Origin of the sequence: Streptomyces sp. STR69, assembly GCF_024519455.1 — a bacterium.
Lineage (GTDB): Bacteria > Actinomycetota > Actinomycetes > Streptomycetales > Streptomycetaceae > Streptomyces.
Window position 1 is genome coordinate 38193 of record NZ_JALJRY010000026.1, and the last position, 15204, is coordinate 53396.

17 protein-coding genes are annotated in these 15204 nt (G+C 69.5%); 6 read left to right on the forward strand and 11 right to left on the reverse strand.

Annotated elements, in window-relative coordinates:
- Nucleotides 1–34: 34 nt before the first annotated feature.
- The 8 genes from OC490_RS36955 to OC490_RS36990 form a co-directional block, all read right to left on the reverse strand.
- The gene (locus tag OC490_RS36955) at nucleotides 35–436 is read right to left on the reverse strand and encodes a rhodanese-like domain-containing protein (RefSeq protein WP_262062418.1); all 402 of its coding nucleotides are present in this window, start codon (nucleotides 434–436) and stop codon (nucleotides 35–37) included.
- Nucleotides 433–972, reverse strand: coding sequence for a cysteine dioxygenase (locus tag OC490_RS36960; RefSeq protein ID WP_410099218.1), 540 nt, complete (start codon nucleotides 970–972; stop codon nucleotides 433–435). Before OC490_RS36960 ends, OC490_RS36955 begins: the two co-directional genes overlap by 4 nt.
- Before the next feature lie 240 nt (nucleotides 973–1212).
- Complete coding sequence (locus tag OC490_RS36965) at nucleotides 1213–2862, reverse strand: FAD-dependent monooxygenase (RefSeq protein WP_262062420.1); 1650 nt, start codon at nucleotides 2860–2862, stop codon at nucleotides 1213–1215.
- A gap of 171 nt (nucleotides 2863–3033) precedes the next feature.
- Nucleotides 3034–3306, reverse strand: a complete 273-nt coding sequence (locus OC490_RS36970; RefSeq protein ID WP_262062421.1) for a response regulator transcription factor — start codon at nucleotides 3304–3306, stop codon at nucleotides 3034–3036.
- Between the two features lie 350 nt (nucleotides 3307–3656).
- Nucleotides 3657–4562, reverse strand: coding sequence for an amino acid ABC transporter permease (locus OC490_RS36975; RefSeq protein ID WP_262062422.1), 906 nt, complete (start codon nucleotides 4560–4562; stop codon nucleotides 3657–3659).
- Nucleotides 4559–5224 carry an amino acid ABC transporter permease gene (locus tag OC490_RS36980; RefSeq protein ID WP_200709676.1) on the reverse strand — a complete coding sequence of 222 codons (666 nt, stop codon included), beginning with the start codon at nucleotides 5222–5224 and terminating at the stop codon, nucleotides 4559–4561. Before OC490_RS36980 ends, OC490_RS36975 begins: the two co-directional genes overlap by 4 nt.
- 76 nt (nucleotides 5225–5300) lie before the next feature.
- Nucleotides 5301–6149: a glutamate ABC transporter substrate-binding protein gene (locus OC490_RS36985; protein WP_262062423.1), complete on the reverse strand. Its 849-nt coding sequence runs from the start codon at nucleotides 6147–6149 to the stop codon at nucleotides 5301–5303.
- A gap of 74 nt (nucleotides 6150–6223) precedes the next feature.
- Complete coding sequence (locus OC490_RS36990) at nucleotides 6224–7000, reverse strand: amino acid ABC transporter ATP-binding protein (protein ID WP_200709678.1); 777 nt, start codon at nucleotides 6998–7000, stop codon at nucleotides 6224–6226.
- Nucleotides 7001–7288: 288 nt separating this feature from the next.
- On the opposite strand from OC490_RS36990, the gene OC490_RS36995 reads away from it, so the two are divergent.
- Nucleotides 7289–7975, forward strand: coding sequence for a response regulator transcription factor (locus tag OC490_RS36995; protein WP_200709679.1), 687 nt, complete (start codon nucleotides 7289–7291; stop codon nucleotides 7973–7975).
- Between the two features lie 9 nt (nucleotides 7976–7984).
- Complete coding sequence (locus OC490_RS37000) at nucleotides 7985–9397, forward strand: sensor histidine kinase (protein ID WP_262062424.1); 1413 nt, start codon at nucleotides 7985–7987, stop codon at nucleotides 9395–9397.
- A 25-nt stretch (nucleotides 9398–9422) separates the two neighbouring features.
- Here the strand turns inward: OC490_RS37000 and OC490_RS37005 are convergent, their stop codons facing one another.
- Entirely contained in the window at nucleotides 9423–10421 is a 999-nt protein-coding gene (locus OC490_RS37005) for a TAXI family TRAP transporter solute-binding subunit (RefSeq protein ID WP_262062425.1), read from the reverse strand.
- A gap of 88 nt (nucleotides 10422–10509) precedes the next feature.
- On the opposite strand from OC490_RS37005, the gene OC490_RS37010 reads away from it, so the two are divergent.
- The 3 genes from OC490_RS37010 to OC490_RS37020 all read left to right on the forward strand — a co-directional run bounded on the left by OC490_RS37010 (nucleotide 10510) and on the right by OC490_RS37020 (nucleotide 13359).
- Nucleotides 10510–10947 carry a MazG nucleotide pyrophosphohydrolase domain-containing protein gene (locus tag OC490_RS37010; RefSeq protein WP_262062426.1) on the forward strand — a complete coding sequence of 146 codons (438 nt, stop codon included), beginning with the start codon at nucleotides 10510–10512 and terminating at the stop codon, nucleotides 10945–10947.
- A gap of 63 nt (nucleotides 10948–11010) precedes the next feature.
- Entirely contained in the window at nucleotides 11011–12528 is a 1518-nt protein-coding gene (miaB, locus tag OC490_RS37015) for a tRNA (N6-isopentenyl adenosine(37)-C2)-methylthiotransferase MiaB (RefSeq protein ID WP_262062427.1), read from the forward strand.
- A gap of 117 nt (nucleotides 12529–12645) precedes the next feature.
- Complete coding sequence (locus OC490_RS37020; protein WP_262062428.1) at nucleotides 12646–13359, forward strand: class III extradiol dioxygenase subunit B-like domain-containing protein; 714 nt, start codon at nucleotides 12646–12648, stop codon at nucleotides 13357–13359.
- A 98-nt stretch (nucleotides 13360–13457) separates the two neighbouring features.
- Here the strand turns inward: OC490_RS37020 and OC490_RS37025 are convergent, their stop codons facing one another.
- Both OC490_RS37025 and OC490_RS37030 read right to left on the reverse strand, forming a co-directional pair.
- Nucleotides 13458–13748: an antitoxin gene (locus OC490_RS37025; protein WP_262062429.1), complete on the reverse strand. Its 291-nt coding sequence runs from the start codon at nucleotides 13746–13748 to the stop codon at nucleotides 13458–13460.
- Nucleotides 13749–13771: 23 nt separating this feature from the next.
- Nucleotides 13772–14041, reverse strand: a complete 270-nt coding sequence (locus tag OC490_RS37030) for a hypothetical protein (protein ID WP_262062430.1) — start codon at nucleotides 14039–14041, stop codon at nucleotides 13772–13774.
- 182 nt (nucleotides 14042–14223) lie between these two features.
- Here OC490_RS37030 and miaA point away from each other — a divergent pair, with 182 nt between their 5' ends.
- The gene (gene miaA / locus OC490_RS37035) at nucleotides 14224–15162 is read left to right on the forward strand and encodes a tRNA (adenosine(37)-N6)-dimethylallyltransferase MiaA (RefSeq protein WP_262062431.1); all 939 of its coding nucleotides are present in this window, start codon (nucleotides 14224–14226) and stop codon (nucleotides 15160–15162) included.
- Nucleotides 15163–15204 lie beyond the last annotated feature (42 nt).

Consider the following 15204-nt stretch of genomic DNA (forward strand, 5'->3'; position numbering starts at 1 on the left):
CGGGAGCCGGACTGTCACGTGGTAGACACTGTGTCTACGACGTGACAGGCAGTCCCGCTGCCTTCCAGGCCTGGAAGCCGCCGACCAGGTCCGTCGCGCGGTGCAGGCCCAGTCGGTGCAGGGACGCGGCGGCCAGGGTGGACGCGTAGCCCTCGTTGCAGATCACCACGACGCGCAGGTCGTGGCCGGTGGCCTCGGGGGAGCGGTGGCTGCCCTGGGGGTCGAGGCGCCACTCCAGTTCGTTGCGCTCGACGACCAGGGCGCCCGGGATGAGACCGTCCCGCTCGCGCAGGGCCGCGTAGCGGATGTCGACCAGGAGAGCCGTGCCGTCGCGGGCGGCGTCGTAAGCCGCCCGGGCCTCGATCCGCTGATAGTCCGCGCGAACCCCCTCCAGCAACTCGTCTATGCCGGGCGGCTGTTCGCGTACGGCACTCACTGCCAGTCCTCCGGGCGCTCGACCTGCTCCAGGCGCAGCACCGGGCCGGTGCGGCTGTAGCGGCGGATCTGCGGCAGCGGCGGGTAGTAGGCGTGGACGGAGATCGCGTGCTCTTCGGCGGACTCGTTGAGCACCTCGTGGACGTGGTGATGGCCGAAGGCGCGGCCCTTGCCGGTCGGCAGCCGCCGCTCGCGGTCCACACCCTCCTCCAGTTCGAGGGTCTTCCAGCCGTGGCTCGGGAGCCGGGCGGCGAGCGAGTTCTCCTTGAGCTCGCCGGCGGCGGTGAGGAAGGCGCCCACCGAGTCGGCGTGGTCGTGCCAGCCCGTTCCGCTGCCGGGCGGCCAGCCGATCAGCCAGGCCTCGCTGCCGCCGGGCCCTTCGAGCCGCACCCAGGTACGACCCTCGGGGTCGAGGGGGAGCGAGGCGATGAGCTCGGTGTCGGCGGCCGTACGCCGTACGAAGTCGAGCAGGTCCGCCTGTGTCGGAGCCGGGGCGGGCGCGGCGGGGGACGCTGAGGCAGAGGAGGAGACAGACACGTGCACCGTCCTGATGAGTGTTCGCGAGGGCACGCGCGGACCCACAGAAAGGGCGCGCGCGAGTGAGAGAGATGCGAATTCAGCAGGAGACGTGACAGACACAGCCCACGTAGCGGACGAGGTCCAGATGGACCTTCCGCCAGAGGTGGACAGAGGTGTCGGTCATGATCCGGAGTACAGCACGACGGTGCATGCGGGTCAACTCAGCGTCACTATGTGGACAGTTAACGTACGGAGGCCTCAGCGTGAGCCGGCCGTGGCCTCCGTCTTCGCCGGGCCGCCCAGGGTCGCTTCGGCCGCCGCGTACAGATCGGCCGGCCGCACCCCGCTCAGGGCGGTGACCAGATGTCCGTCGGGCCGTACGAGCAGGACCGTGTGGGCGGCGGCGCCCGGGTAGCTCTCGGCGACCAGCAGCTCGGCCGGGTGCGGCAGCGCCGTCACCGCGGCTGCCAGGCGTGGCATGACCCCGGCGGTCACCCAGTGCTTGCGCTCCCACACGCCCGTGCCCGGTGCGACCAGGACGACCAGCAGGGCACCCCGCCCGAGGCGGTCCCGCAGCCGTACGAAGGAGCCGTCCTCCGCGGTGACCCGGACATCGATGACCGGCGCACCGGGCGGGGTGTCGACGGGGACCTCGCCCTCGATGTGCCGGGGCGCGAGCGGCGAGTCGGCGTACGCCCCAGGCGCACCGAGCGCCCCGCGCCCCAAGTGACCGTCCGTGAGCAGCGAGTCGTGGCCACGGGCCGAGCCGGGCACGACCGCGCGCAGCCCTGCACCGCCGCGCACCAAGGGCAGCGCCTGGTCGGCGGCGCGCAGCCGGGCCGCGACGACCGCCCGCCGCTCCGCCTGATAGCTGTCGAGCAACGCCTCGTGCGGCCCGTGGTGCCAGGACAGCGCCAGCTTCCAGGCGAGGTTGTCGGCGTCCCGCAGCCCCTCGTCCAGCCCCTGCGTACCGAGCGCCCCCAGCAGATGCGCCGCGTCCCCCGCGAGAAACACCCGCCCCACCCGCCACCGGCGCGCGAGCCGGTGGTGCACGGTGTGCACGCCGGTGTCGAGCAGTTCGTACGGCGGTGTCGGCCCCTCGGTCCAGCCCGCGAGGGTCTCCCGGATACGGGTGAGCAGCAGCTCGGGCGTGACCAGGTCCTTGCCCGGCGGCAGCAGCCAGTCCAGGCGCCACACGCCGTCCGGGAGGGGGCGTCCGGTGACCTCCCCGGCCGAGGGCCCGGTCGTCCGCCACGGCGGCACCCGGTGCAACAACGCCTGGTCGGGCCACGGAAGTTCCGTGCGCAGCGCGGCCACGGCGTGTCGTTCCACCGCCGTACGGCCGGGAAAGCGGATGTCCAGGAGCTTGCGCACGGTGGAGCGCGGGCCGTCGCAGCCGACCAGGTAACTGCCGCGCCACCAGGTGCCCTTGGGGCCGCGGGTGTGGGCGGTGACGCCCGAGGATTCCTGTTCGACCGCGTCGAGGCGGTTGTCCACGGCGAGTTTCACCAGCCGCTCGCCCGCGAGGGCCTGGCGCAGGGCACCGGTCAGCACGTGCTGGGCGATGTGCAGGGGGGCGGCGATCCCTTCCTGGCCATCGGGGCCCGCCGCACCGGTGGCGCCCTCCGCGTCGTCACCCTGGGCGTCGAACCTGACCTCGCGCATCACCTGCTTGCGCCGCATCGACCGCCATCCGGCCCAACGGAAACCGGCTTCGGAGAGCGGGAAACCCGTCAGGCGTTCGATGAGCGCGGCGGTGTCCTCGCGCAGTACCACCGTCCGCGCGAGCCGCTGTTCGTCCTTGCCCGGCCCCTCGTCGAGGATCACGGAGGGGACCTCCTGGCGGGCCAGCGCAAGGGCGAGCGTGAGTCCCACGGGCCCTGATCCGACGATGATCACCGGGTCCATGGCGCGCTGCCCCCTGCCCGCAGTGGTGTCCTGAGGGACGTATGGAAACGGGCAGTTGGAGCGGGGTGCACGATCACAGAACGTATGCAACCCATTGCCGGTGCTTGCGTCAAGTGACGGAGGCGATGGCGGCCACCCCGCGCTGTTTCGCGGTCGATCCGGGTCGTGGGCCTACGCCGCGCAGGCCGTCATGCCGCGAGCGAGCCAAGCGACGTGAGCGGCGTGAACACGATTGGCGACATTGAGTTTGGAGCGGATGGACCGGACGTGATCTTTTACGGTTTCGGCGCTGATGGAGAGGCTGGTTGCGATCTCCCGGTTCGACATTCCGTGACCGAGGAGCTGCAGGACCCCCTGTTCTCTGCTGCTCAGGCGGTTGACATTTTCCCGGGCGGATTTCTCCCGCGGTGTCATGGACGCGGAGTCGAGGTATTCGCCGATCATCGATTCGGAGATTTCCGGTGACAATGCGCGGCAGCCGCTCAGGACTGCCGGAATGGCCCATGAGGCATGTCGACGTTCTCGGCGGCGGGTACAAGTGGCACTACTCGGACAAGCAGTACCGCAGCCTCATGATGAGCAACACCCGGAACCACTACATTCACGTGACCTGCAAGGGATGCAAGAAATGGTGGGTGCGTGTTTCCGCCCCGCACCCCGAAGGCGGGAACACGGACGACTCCACGACCGTGGAGGCTGATCGACCAAGAATGCTTCAGTGAACGGACGAGGGGTGGTGCGACATACACGCACCACCCCTCGCGGGAAACCCGGTAATTCCCTGGACCTTATGCCTAGTCCTTGCCGCCCGGCTCGACCGGCGGAGCGTGGCCCACGGTCTCGAGATCCTCGAGCATTTCCACACCGACCACGGCGCCCGTGCTCTTCTTGCTGCGCCGGAGCCTGCCCTCCAGCCAGCTTGCGAAGGTCGTGAGGGAGAAGTTGATCAGGATGAAGATCACGGCCACCACCGTGAAGCTGGCGATGGTGTTGCCGTAGTAGCCGATCATCGTGTTGGCCGATGCGAGCAGTTCGGAGAACGTGAGCACCGCGCCGCCGAGGGCGGTGTCCTTCACGATCACGACGAGCTGGCTGACGAGGGCCGGGAGCATCACGGTGACCGACTGCGGCAGCAGGATCAGCCGCATCACCTGGCCCTTGCGCAGACCGACCGCCATCGCCGCCTCGGTCTGGCCCTTCGGCAGGGCCAGAATGCCGGCCCGGACGATCTCCGCGAGGACCGAGGCGTTGTACAGCACGAGTCCCGTGACGACCGCGTACAGTGGACGGTCGTCCGAACCGACGTTTGTGTACTTGGCGAACAGAGCGAGCCCGAAGATCATCAGAACCAGCACCGGGATGGCGCGGAAGAACTCCACGACGATCGAGGCCGGTACGCGGACCCAGACGTGGTCCGAGAGCCGGGCGATGCCGAGGACGGCGCCGAGCGGCAGCGCGATGACCATACTGAGCGCCGCGGCCTTCAGGGTGTTCTGCAGCCCGGGCCAGATGTACGTGGACCAGGCCTCGGTGCTGGAGAAGAACGGCTTCCACAGCACCCAGTCGAGTTGGCCCTTGTCGTCGAGCTTGGTGTACACCCACCACAGCACCGCTGCCAGAGCGGCGAGGAAGACCGCTGTGTAGAGGACGTTCCGCCGCTTGGCGCTCGGCCCCTGGGCATCGTAGAGAACGGAAGTCATCGCTTCACCGCCACCTTCTTGCCCACCCAGCCGAGGATCAGGCCGGTCGGCAGCGTGAGGATCACGAAGCCCAGCGCGAAGATCGAGGCGATCGGGATGAGCTGGGCCTCCTTCTCGACCATCGTCTTCATCAGGGCCGCCGCCTCGGCGACGCCGATCGCGGCGGCCACCGTGGTGTTCTTGGTGAGCGCGATCAGAACGTTCGTCAGCGGGCCGACCGCCGAGCGGAACGCCTGCGGCAGCACGACGAGCCGGAGCACCTGGGTGAAGCTGAGGCCGATCGCACGGGCCGCCTCCGCCTGTCCGACCGGCACCGTGTTGATGCCGGCCCGCAGTGCCTCGCACACGAAGGCCGAGGTGTAGGCGGTCAGACCGAGCACGGCGAGCCGGAAGTTGATCGACTCGAACCTCTCCGCACCGAGGTTGATCCCCAGGGTCTGGCTCAGTCCCAGTGAGGTGAACAGGATGATCACGGTCAAAGGGATGTTCCGCACGATGTTCACGTAGGCGGTGGCGAAACCGCGCATCAGAGGTACCGGGCCGACGCGCATGGCGGTCAGCAGGGTTCCCCACACCAGGGAGCCGACGCCGGCGAGCAGGGTGAGCTGCACCGTCGTCCAGAAGGCACCTAGCAGGTCGTAACCATCAAGAAAGTCGAACACGATTTCCCGCGCTTCCGCGTGTAGGGATGCCTCGGCGCGCCGCCCCCCGTGGGCGGCGCACCCGTCAGGCGTTGCTTCAGCTCTTGATGTCGCCGATCTTCGGCGCGGCCTCGTTCTTGTAGCCCGCCGGGCCGAAGTTCTTGTCGACGGCCTTCTGCCAGGAACCGTCGGACACCATCGACTCCAGGGCCGTGTTGATCTTGGCCTTGAGGGCGCTGCCCTTCTTGACGCCGATGCCGTAGTTCTCGTTGGTCATCTTGAAGCCGCCGAGCTTGAACTTGCCCTTGAACTGGGACTGCGAGGCGTAGCCGGCCAGGATGGAGTCGTCCGTGGTCAGCGCGTCGATGGCGCCGCTCTGCAGACCGGTGAGGCATGCCGAGTACGTCGGGTACACCTGCAGGTTGGCCTTGGGGGCCAGCTTGTCCTTGACGTTCTGCGCCGACGTCGAGCCGGTCACCGAACACAGCTTCTTGCTGTTGAGGTCCGACGGCGACTTGATCGAGCTGTCGTCGGCGCGGACCAGGACGTCCTGGTGGGCCAGCAGATACGGGCCGGCGAAGTCGACCGACTTCTGGCGCTCCGGGGTGATCGAGTACGAAGCGGCGATGAACTCGACGTCCCCGCGCTGCAGCATGGTCTCGCGGTCGGCGCTCTTCGACTCCTTCCACTCGATCTGGTCCGCGCTGTAGCCGAGCTTCTTGGCGATGTACGTCGCGACGTCGACGTCGAAACCGGCGTAACCCTGCGGCGTCTTCTGGCCGATGCCCGGCTGATCGAACTTGATGCCGACGGTGATCTTCTTACTGCCGCCCGAGGAGCTGCCGCCGCTGTCCTTGTCATTGTCGTTGCTGGAGCCGCAAGCCGTGGCGGCGAGCGCGAGGGCGAGTACGGCGGCCGAGGCGGCGGTGACCTTGCGGAGCTTCATGGGGAACATCCTTTGAGTGGTGAAGACATGCAGGTCTTCAGTGATGAACGTCAGTAACGAAGAAGTTCAGGACGTCAGTGGTGGAGGATCTTCGACAGGAAGTCCTTGGCCCGGTCGCTGCGCGGGTTGCTGAAGAACTGGTCCGGCACGGCCTCTTCGACGATGCGGCCGTCGGCCATGAACACGACTCGGTTCGCAGCCGAGCGAGCGAACCCCATTTCATGGGTGACGACGATCATCGTCATCCCGTCCCGGGCCAGCTGCTGCATGACCTCAAGGACCTCGTTGATCATCTCCGGGTCGAGCGCCGACGTCGGCTCGTCGAAGAGCATGACCTTGGGGTCCATGGCCAGCGCCCGCGCGATGGCGACACGCTGCTGCTGGCCGCCGGAGAGCTGGGCGGGGTACTTGTCCGCCTGGGTGGTCACGCCGACCCGGTCGAGCAGCGCACGCGCCTTCTCCTCGGCCTGCGCCTTGTCGGCCTTGCGGACCTTGATCTGACCCAGCATCACGTTCTCGAGCACCGTCTTGTGCGCGAAGAGGTTGAAGGACTGGAAGACCATGCCCACGTCGGCCCGCAGCCGCGCGAGGGCCTTGCCCTCCGCGGGCAGCGGCTTGCCGTCGATCGTGATGTCGCCCGAATCGATCGTCTCCAGGCGGTTGATGGTGCGACACAGAGTGGACTTCCCGGACCCGGAAGGTCCGATCACCACGACGACCTCGCCGCGGGCGATCGTCAGATCGATGTCCTGGAGCACGTGCAACGCGCCGAAGTGCTTGTTGACGCTCTTCAGGACGACGAGTTCGCCGGTCGCGGCCACATCTTCCTTGGCCACCGATACTTCGGTCATCGCTTGCTGGCTCCGTCCTCGTCGGTTGCGGAGGACAGTAGTGAGGCCTTACGACCAGCGTCATCACATCTGAGCGAGATCTGAGCATCACGATCGGATAGCAATCGGACACGTGTTGTAGCACTTGCCGTGAGGACGCGTACCGGCTGCGTAACGGAAACCGCGCGCAACCGGAACCCCCTTGACGGCGTCTTCGTCCATCAGCGTGACTGCCTGGGTGCACGCGCGCGTGAGACGTGCTTTCGTACAGGCCGAGACCATACGAACGATGAACCGGAGGGGGCCGGGATGAGACTGCTCCTCGTCGAGGACGACAACCATGTCGCCGCCGCTCTGTCCGCGGTCCTGGCGCGGCACGGCTTCGACGTCACCCATGCCCGCAGCGGCGAGGAGGCCCTCCAGGCACTCGTCCCCGAGGGCGATGTCTTCGGAGTCGTCCTCCTCGACCTCGGCCTGCCCGACCAGGACGGCTACGAGGTCTGCGGCAAGATCCGCAAGCGCACCAGCACCCCGGTGATCATGGTGACCGCGCGGTCCGACGTACGCTCCCGCATCCACGGCCTCAACCTCGGAGCCGACGACTACGTGGTGAAGCCGTACGACACCGGGGAGCTGTTGGCCCGCATCCACGCAGTCAGCCGGCGCAGTGTTCACGAGGACGCGGCCGGGGGCGGCGACACCGCGCTGCGGCTCGGCCCGGTGCGCATCGAACTGCCCACCCGCCAGGTCAGCGTGGACGGTTCGGTCGTCCAACTGACCCGCAAGGAGTTCGACCTGCTGGCCCTGCTGGCACAGCGTCCCGGGGTGGTGTTCCGGCGGGAGCAGATCATCAGCGAGGTGTGGCGCACCAGTTGGGAGGGCACGGGACGCACCCTGGAGGTTCACGTCGCGTCCCTGCGCGCCAAACTGCGGATGCCCGCGCTCATCGAGACCGTACGAGGCGTCGGCTACCGGCTCGTCGCCCCGGCCACGTAGCGGGCCCGGGTGCGCACACGTCTCCTCCCGCTGCTCATCGTCCTGATGGCGGCCGTTCTGCTCGCCCTCGGTGTCCCGCTCGCCATCAGCGTCGCCGCGGCCCAGCAGCAGAAGGTGATCGTCGACCGGATCGACGACACCGCGCGGTTTGCGGCGCTCGCCCAGTTCGTCACCGACGCCCCCACGGGCAGCCGCCCCGCCGACATGGTCCCGGACGAACGCCAGCAGACCCTGGACCGCGAACTCGCCAGCTACTACGAGGTCTACGGCATCCGCGCGGGCGTCTTCTACCGCACCGACACCTCCATGGCGAACGCGCCGGACGACTTCCTGCTCCCCAAGGTCGGCGAGGTCCGCGAAGCCTTCGACGAGGCCCTGCTCAGCCGCCGCAGCCACGACCCGCAGCAGGTCTGGCCCTGGCAGCGACACCGCCTGGTCGTCGCCTCGCCGGTCATCCGGGACGGCGACGTCATCGCGGTCGTGGTCACCGACTCGCCCACCGGGCCGATGCGTTCGCGGACCCTGCGCGGCTGGCTGACGATCGGCGCGGGGGAGATCGGCGCCATGCTGCTGGCCGTGGGCGCCGCCCTGCGGCTGACCGGCTGGGTCCTGCGGCCCGTACGCGTGCTCGACGCCACCACCCACGACATCGCCACCGGACGCCTCAAGTCCCGGGTCGCCGCGGCCGGCGGGCCGCCGGAACTCCGGCGCCTGGCCCGTTCGTTCAACGAGATGGCGGACAACGTCGAGGACGTGCTGGAGCAGCAGCGCGCCTTCGTCGCCGACGCCTCGCACCAGTTGCGCAACCCGCTCTCGGCGCTGCTGCTGCGCATCGAACTGCTCGCACTCGAACTGCCGGAGGACAACGACGAGATCGCCTCGGTCCGCACCGAGGGCAAACGCCTGACCCAGGTCCTGGACGACCTGCTCGACCTGGCCCTGGCCGAACACGCGGAAGCGGACCTCAGGATCACCGACATCGGCGCGCTCACCGCCGAGCGTGTCGCCGCCTGGTCCCCGACGGCCGAGGCCAAGGGCGTGCGCCTGGTGGGCAGTTGTCCGCCCACTACCGCCTGGGCCGACCCGGTCACGCTGTCCAGCGCCCTGGACGCGGTGATCGACAACGCGGTGAAGTTCACGCCCGAGGACCAGTGCGTCGAGGTGACCGTCGCGTCGAACGGCGAGACCTCCACGGTCGTCGTCACGGACCACGGCCCGGGTCTCACCGAGGAGGAACTCGCCCGCGTAGGTGACCGCTTCTGGCGCAGCGGCCGGCACCAGAACATCAAGGGCTCCGGCCTCGGCCTGTCCATCTCCCAGGTCCTGCTGGCCGCGGGCGGCGGATCCCTGTCGTACGGCCACCACGAGCCGCACGGGCTCAAGGTGACCGTGTCGGTGCCCAGGAGCGGGCCGACGGCCTGAGCGGGCGCCAACGGCCCCTGTGCGCCTACGGCTTGACGGAGCGGTAGTAGCGCCGGGCGCCCTCGTGCAGGACCAGGGGGTCGGTGTAGATCGCCGTACGCAGGTCCACGAGCTGCGCGGAGTGCACATGCGCGCCGATACCGTCGCGGCTCTTGATCACGGTCCTGGTGATCCACTCGGTGAGCCTGGGGTTCAGGTCCTTGCGGGTCATCAGCAGGTTGGAGACGGCGATGGTGGGCACCGTGGCCCCCCGCTGGATGTCGGGGTAGGCCGACTCCGGCATGTTGGTGGCACGGTAGTAGCGGGTGGCGTCGCTCTCCTCGTGCATCTTCGCCACGAGGGTGGCGTCTATCGGCACGAACCGGAACGCGTAGTGGGCGGCCAGGTCCTTCAGGCCGTCCGTCGGCAGCCCGCCGGACCAGAAGAAGGCGTCGAGCTTGCCCTGCTTGAGCAGGTCCGGCCCGGTGTCGATGCCGGCCGCCACCGGCTTGACGCCCTTCTTCGGGTCGATGCCGGCCGCCGCGAGCACCCGGTTCGCGATCAGTCGCACGCCTGAGCGGTTCGGCCCTATGGCCACCCGCTTGTTCCGCAGATCGGCGACCGAGTTGATGTCCGAGTCGCGCGGGACGATGAGCTGGACGTAGTCGTCGTACAGCCGAGCGATCCCGCGCAGCCCGGCGGCACCGGGCTTCCCGTCCGCCTCGTACGTCTCCACCGCGTCGGCCGCGGCGATGGTGAAGTCGGCGTGGCCGGTCGCCACGCGCGCGACGTTCTCCTGCGACCCGTCGCTGTTCACCAGCTTCACCGTGAGGCCCGGCATGTCCTTGTCGAGCTCGGCGCGCAGCAGCTTGCCGTACTTCTGGTAGACCCCGAGCGGTGTCCCGGTACTGAAGGTGATCGTCCCGGTCGGCGGCTCGTCGCCCAGGGGAAGCAGCCACCACAGCAGCAGCCCGAACACGACGAAACCGGCCGCCGCGCCCTGCAGCGCCCGGCGCCTGCTGATACGGGAGAACACCTTGAGCATGCGCGCGATCCTGCCAGCCCTTGACCGGTACTGACCAGGGCCGGGCTCGCCGGCCGGTGGTGTCAGTGGCAGCGGTTAGGGTCGTGGCATGAGTTCTTCGCCCGCCGACCTGGTCCGCGAATTCCACCGCGCCTTCGGGCTCGACGCCCGCAGCACACCCACCGAGGTCGCCCCCGACCTCGCCGCCCACCGAGGTGAACTGCTCGCCGAGGAGGCCGCGGAGGTTGCCGAGGTCTCGGTGAGCGGCCCTCTCGACCGACTGGCGCACGAACTGGCCGACGTCGTCTACGTCGCCTACGGCACGGCCCTCGTCCACGGCGTGGACCTCGACGCGGTGATCGCCGAGGTCCACCGCTCCAACATGACCAAGATCGGCCCGGCCGGCGAGATCGTCCGCCGGGCCGACGGCAAGGTCCTCAAGGGCGAGCACTATGAGGTGCCGGATGTGCATGGGGTGCTGCGCAAGCAGGGGTGGGACGGTGGCCACCGCGCCGGAACTCCGGATTCCGGCCGTGGCTCCGAGTGATGTGAGCCACCGCGGTTCTCAGCCGCAGAAGGAGTCACTCCCGGCACCGCCTACCCTTGTCGCATGAGCAGCGGTGACCGGAGCGAGGCAGTGGACGTCAAAACGTACGAAGTGCGCACCTATGGGTGCCAGATGAACGTCCACGATTCCGAACGGCTCTCCGGTCTCCTGGAGGGTGCCGGTTACGTGCGCGCTCCCGAGGGGTCGGACGGTGACGCCGACGTCGTCGTCTTCAACACCTGCGCCGTGCGCGAGAACGCCGACAACCGGCTCTACGGCAACCTCGGGCGGCTCGCCCCGATGAAGACCAAGCGTCCCGGGATGCAGATCGCGGTCGGCGGCTGCCTCGCGCAGAAGGACCGCGACACCATCGTGAAGAAGGCGCCCTGGGTGGACGTCGTCTTCGGCACGCACAACATCGGCAAACTGCCCGTCCTGCTGGAACGCGCGCGGGTGCAGGAAGAGGCGCAGGTCGAGATCGCGGAGTCCCTGGAGGCCTTCCCCTCGACGCTCCCGACCCGGCGCGAGAGCGCCTACGCGGCCTGGGTGTCGATCTCCGTCGGCTGCAACAACACGTGCACCTTCTGCATCGTCCCGGCGCTGCGCGGCAAGGAGAAGGACCGCCGCACCGGCGACATCCTCGCCGAGATCGAGGCCCTGGTCGGCGAGGGTGTCTCCGAGATCACCCTGCTCGGCCAGAACGTCAACGCCTACGGCTCCGACATCGGCGACCGCGAGGCCTTCAGCAAGCTGCTGCGGGCCTGCGGGACCATCGACGGCCTGGAGCGCGTCCGCTTCACGTCCCCGCACCCGCGTGACTTCACCGACGACGTCATCGCCGCGATGGCCGAGACGCCGAACGTGATGCCGCAGCTGCACATGCCCATGCAGTCCGGTTCCGACCCGATCCTGAAGGCCATGCGCCGGTCCTACCGCCAGGAGCGGTACCTGGGGATCATCGAGAAGGTCCGCGTGGCCATCCCGCACGCAGCCATCACCACCGACATCATCGTCGGCTTCCCCGGGGAGACCGAGGAGGACTTCGAGCAGACGATGCACGCGGTCCGCGAGGCCCGCTTCGCGCAAGCGTTTACGTTCCAGTACTCCAAGCGGCCCGGCACCCCGGCCGCGACCATGGAGAACCAGATCCCCAAGGAGGTCGTCCAGGAGCGCTACATGCGTCTCGTCGCCCTCCAGGAGGAGATCTCCTGGGACGAGAACAAGAAGCAGGTCGGCCGCACCCTGGAGCTGATGGTCGCCGAGGGCGAGGGCCGCAAGGACGGCGCCACCCACCGCCTCTCCGGCCGAGCCCCCGACAACCGCCTCGTCCACTTCACCAAGCCGGACCAGGAGGTCCGCCCCGGTGACGTGGTGACGGTCGAGATCACCTACGCCGCCCCGCACCACCTCCTTGCCGAGGGTCCCACCCTGAACGTGCGTCCCACGCGCGCGGGCGACGCCTGGGAGAAGCGGAACGCGGCCGAGGCCGCCAAGCCGGCCGGTGTGATGCTGGGCCTGCCGAAGATCGGCGCCCCCGCACCGCTGCCGGTCGCCACGGGGAGCGGTTGCGGCTGCGACTGAGCCGAGGTGCGGGGGCGGGGCTCCCCGCGCCGCACGACTGTCCCCACGCCTGACGGCGGTACGTGCCCGACGGCGTGGCCGGGGCGACTGTCGGTGCTCCTTGTTAGTGTTCCGGCCATGCTCGTAGCCGCCGCCGTCTGCCCCTGCCCTCCGCTTCTCGTCCCCGACGTCGCCGCCGGTGCCGCGTCCGAGCTGGACGCCGCGCGGGCCGCGTGCTCCGACGCGCTCGGCGTGCTCGCCGCCGCCCGGCCCGACCGTCTGGTGGTTGTCGGGCCCGCCGAGCAGAGCGGGCGCGGGCCGCATCCCGAGGGCACCCGGGGTTCGTTCCGCGGCTTCGGAGTGGACCTCGACGTACGGCTCGGGAGGGACAGGGCCGCCGTGCCGGAGCGGGTACTTCCCCCCTCGCTCGCCGTCGCCGCGTGGCTGCTGGAGCGGACCGGTTGGTCCGACGCCCCGATCGAGGGACTCGGTGTGGGCGAACCGCTCCCGGCCAAGCGGTGCATCGAGGTCGGCAAGGACATCGTCGCGCAGGCCGAGCGGGTGGCCCTGCTGGTGATGGGCGACGCCAGCGCGTGCCGGACCCTGAAGGCGCCGGGCTATCTCGACGAGCGCGCCGCACCCTTCGACGCTGAGGTCGCGCGAGCGCTGGGAGCAGCGGACGTGCCGGCCCTCAAGGCGCTGGACGCCGAGCTGGCGTACGAGCTGAAGGCCTCCGGCCGCGCCCCCTGGCAGGTTCTCGCGGGCGCGGCGGAGGGCGCGGACCTCGGCGGCGCGCTGCTGTACGAGGACGCGCCGTACGGGGTCGGATACCTGGTCGCGACCTGGTCGTAGACGCGGTGCGGCTGTGAACGTGGTGCAGCCGCGAAACGGCGGACGGCCGGGGAGGCGAGCGCTCCGCGGCCGTCCGCCGATCGATGTGCGGGTGTCGGTCAGGTGGTCGGCGGGGGCGAGTCCGGCGGTGTGGTCGTGCCGCCGCGCTCCGTCCCCGTGCCTCCCGCGCTTCCCGTGTCGTCCTTGTGCGCGAGTCGGTCCATGGCGTCCTTGGCCTTGCCCGTGCCCGTCTGGATCTTGTCGCTGTACTTGCCCTTGGTCTTCTCGTCGACCATTTTCGCGGCCTTGTCGAGGCCGTTCTCGATCTTGCCTCCGTGCTGCTGCGCGAGGCCCGAGACCTTGTCCTTCGCCGGGGCGAGTTTGGCCTTCAAACTGTCCATCAGACCCATGGTTCACCTTCCACGCGGGGCGGTTATGTGCGGGCGCCTTCACCGGCCTCGTTGTCGGCGGCCTCTTCGGCGGACTGCTGCTTGGGGATCTCGACGCAGTCCGCGGCCCCGACGGCCTCCGTCGCCGTCGTCTCCGCCGCTTCCTGAACGCCTGCCCCCGCCTCGGTCTCCGACACCTCGTCCGCCGCTTCGGCAGTGAGGTCCTCGACCGTCTCCGCGCCGGCCTGCGCTTCGGAGGTCGACGTCTCCTCCGTAGCCTTCGACCTCCGAAGAAGCCGGTCAAAAACGCCCATATCCACTCCATACGTTACTCGTGCGGGGGAAATCCCGCGTAGCCCGGTGCGTCCGTTTGCGTCGCCCGGGTCGCCGCCTCCGGAAACCGGCGGCGGGACATCTCGCAACGGGCAACGACCCCGTAGGGGTGCCGACACGTAACTCGTTCGAGGCGAGGTCCGACGTTTGCGAGACTGGGAACGTGAGCAGCGCACCCCCCGCCCCCCGAGTCATCGCCGTCGTCGGACCGACCGCGGCCGGAAAGTCCGATCTGGGCGTCTTCCTGGCCCAGCGTCTAGGTGGCGAGGTCGTCAACGCCGACTCCATGCAGCTGTACCGAGGGATGGACATCGGCACCGCCAAGCTGACGCCCGAGGAGCGCGGTGGCATCCCGCACCACCTCCTGGACATCTGGGACGTGACCGTCACGGCGTCCGTCGCCGAGTACCAGCGTCTCGCCCGCGAGCACATCGACGCCCTGCTCGCCGAGGGCCGCTGGCCGATCCTGGTCGGCGGCTCCGGGCTGTACGTGCGCGGGGCCGTCGACAACCTGGAGTTCCCCGGCACCGACCCCGAGGTCCGGGCCCGCCTGGAGGAAGAGCTCGCACTGCGCGGCTCCGGCGCCCTGCACGCCCGCCTGGCCGCCGCCGACCCCGAGGCCGCGCACGCGATCCTGCCCAGCAACGGCCGCCGTATCGTCCGCGCCCTGGAGGTCATCGAGATCACCGGCAAGCCCTTCACCGCCAACCTCCCGGGCCACGACTCGGTCTACGACACCGTCCAGATCGGCGTCGACGTGGCCCGCCCCGAGCTCGACGAGCGCATCGCGCGCCGGGTCGACCGGATGTGGAGCGCGGGGCTCGTCGACGAGGTGCGGGAGCTGGAGGCGCAGGGTCTGCGCGAGGGGGTCACCGCGTCCCGTGCGCTCGGCTATCAGCAGGTGCTCGCGGCGCTCGCGGGGGAGTGCACGGAACAGGAGGCGCGCGCGGAGACCGTGCGGGCCACCAAACGCTTCGCGCGCCGCCAGGATTCGTGGTTCAGACGCGATCCCCGGGTGCACTGGTTGAGTGGGGCTGCGGCCGATCTCGCAGAACTTCCGCACCTGGCACTGGCGTTGCTCGAACGACCGGTCACAGCCTGATCACGTCATGGCATCGGGACGCTCCAGCCGCGGTTGCGGCCT

Bases quoted from the DNA above. Each gene is read 5' to 3' on its own strand.
- OC490_RS36995 (WP_200709679.1), top strand. From the start codon at position 7,289: ATGAGACTGCTCCTCGTCGAGGACGACAACCATGTCGCCGCCGCTCTG.
- OC490_RS37020 (WP_262062428.1), top strand. From the start codon at position 12,646: ATGCTCGTAGCCGCCGCCGTCTGCCCCTGCCCTCCGCTTCTCGTCCCC.
- OC490_RS36965 (WP_262062420.1), bottom strand. From the start codon at position 2,862: ATGGACCCGGTGATCATCGTCGGATCAGGGCCCGTGGGACTCACGCTC.
- OC490_RS36970 (WP_262062421.1), bottom strand. From the start codon at position 3,306: ATGATCGGCGAATACCTCGACTCCGCGTCCATGACACCGCGGGAGAAA.
- miaB (WP_262062427.1), top strand. From the start codon at position 11,011: ATGAGCAGCGGTGACCGGAGCGAGGCAGTGGACGTCAAAACGTACGAA.
- OC490_RS36990 (WP_200709678.1), bottom strand. From the start codon at position 7,000: ATGACCGAAGTATCGGTGGCCAAGGAAGATGTGGCCGCGACCGGCGAA.
- OC490_RS37005 (WP_262062425.1), bottom strand. From the start codon at position 10,421: ATGCTCAAGGTGTTCTCCCGTATCAGCAGGCGCCGGGCGCTGCAGGGC.
- OC490_RS37030 (WP_262062430.1), bottom strand. From the start codon at position 14,041: ATGGGCGTTTTTGACCGGCTTCTTCGGAGGTCGAAGGCTACGGAGGAG.
- OC490_RS36985 (WP_262062423.1), bottom strand. From the start codon at position 6,149: ATGAAGCTCCGCAAGGTCACCGCCGCCTCGGCCGCCGTACTCGCCCTC.
- OC490_RS37025 (WP_262062429.1), bottom strand. From the start codon at position 13,748: ATGGGTCTGATGGACAGTTTGAAGGCCAAACTCGCCCCGGCGAAGGAC.
- OC490_RS36975 (WP_262062422.1), bottom strand. From the start codon at position 4,562: ATGACTTCCGTTCTCTACGATGCCCAGGGGCCGAGCGCCAAGCGGCGG.
- OC490_RS37010 (WP_262062426.1), top strand. From the start codon at position 10,510: ATGAGTTCTTCGCCCGCCGACCTGGTCCGCGAATTCCACCGCGCCTTC.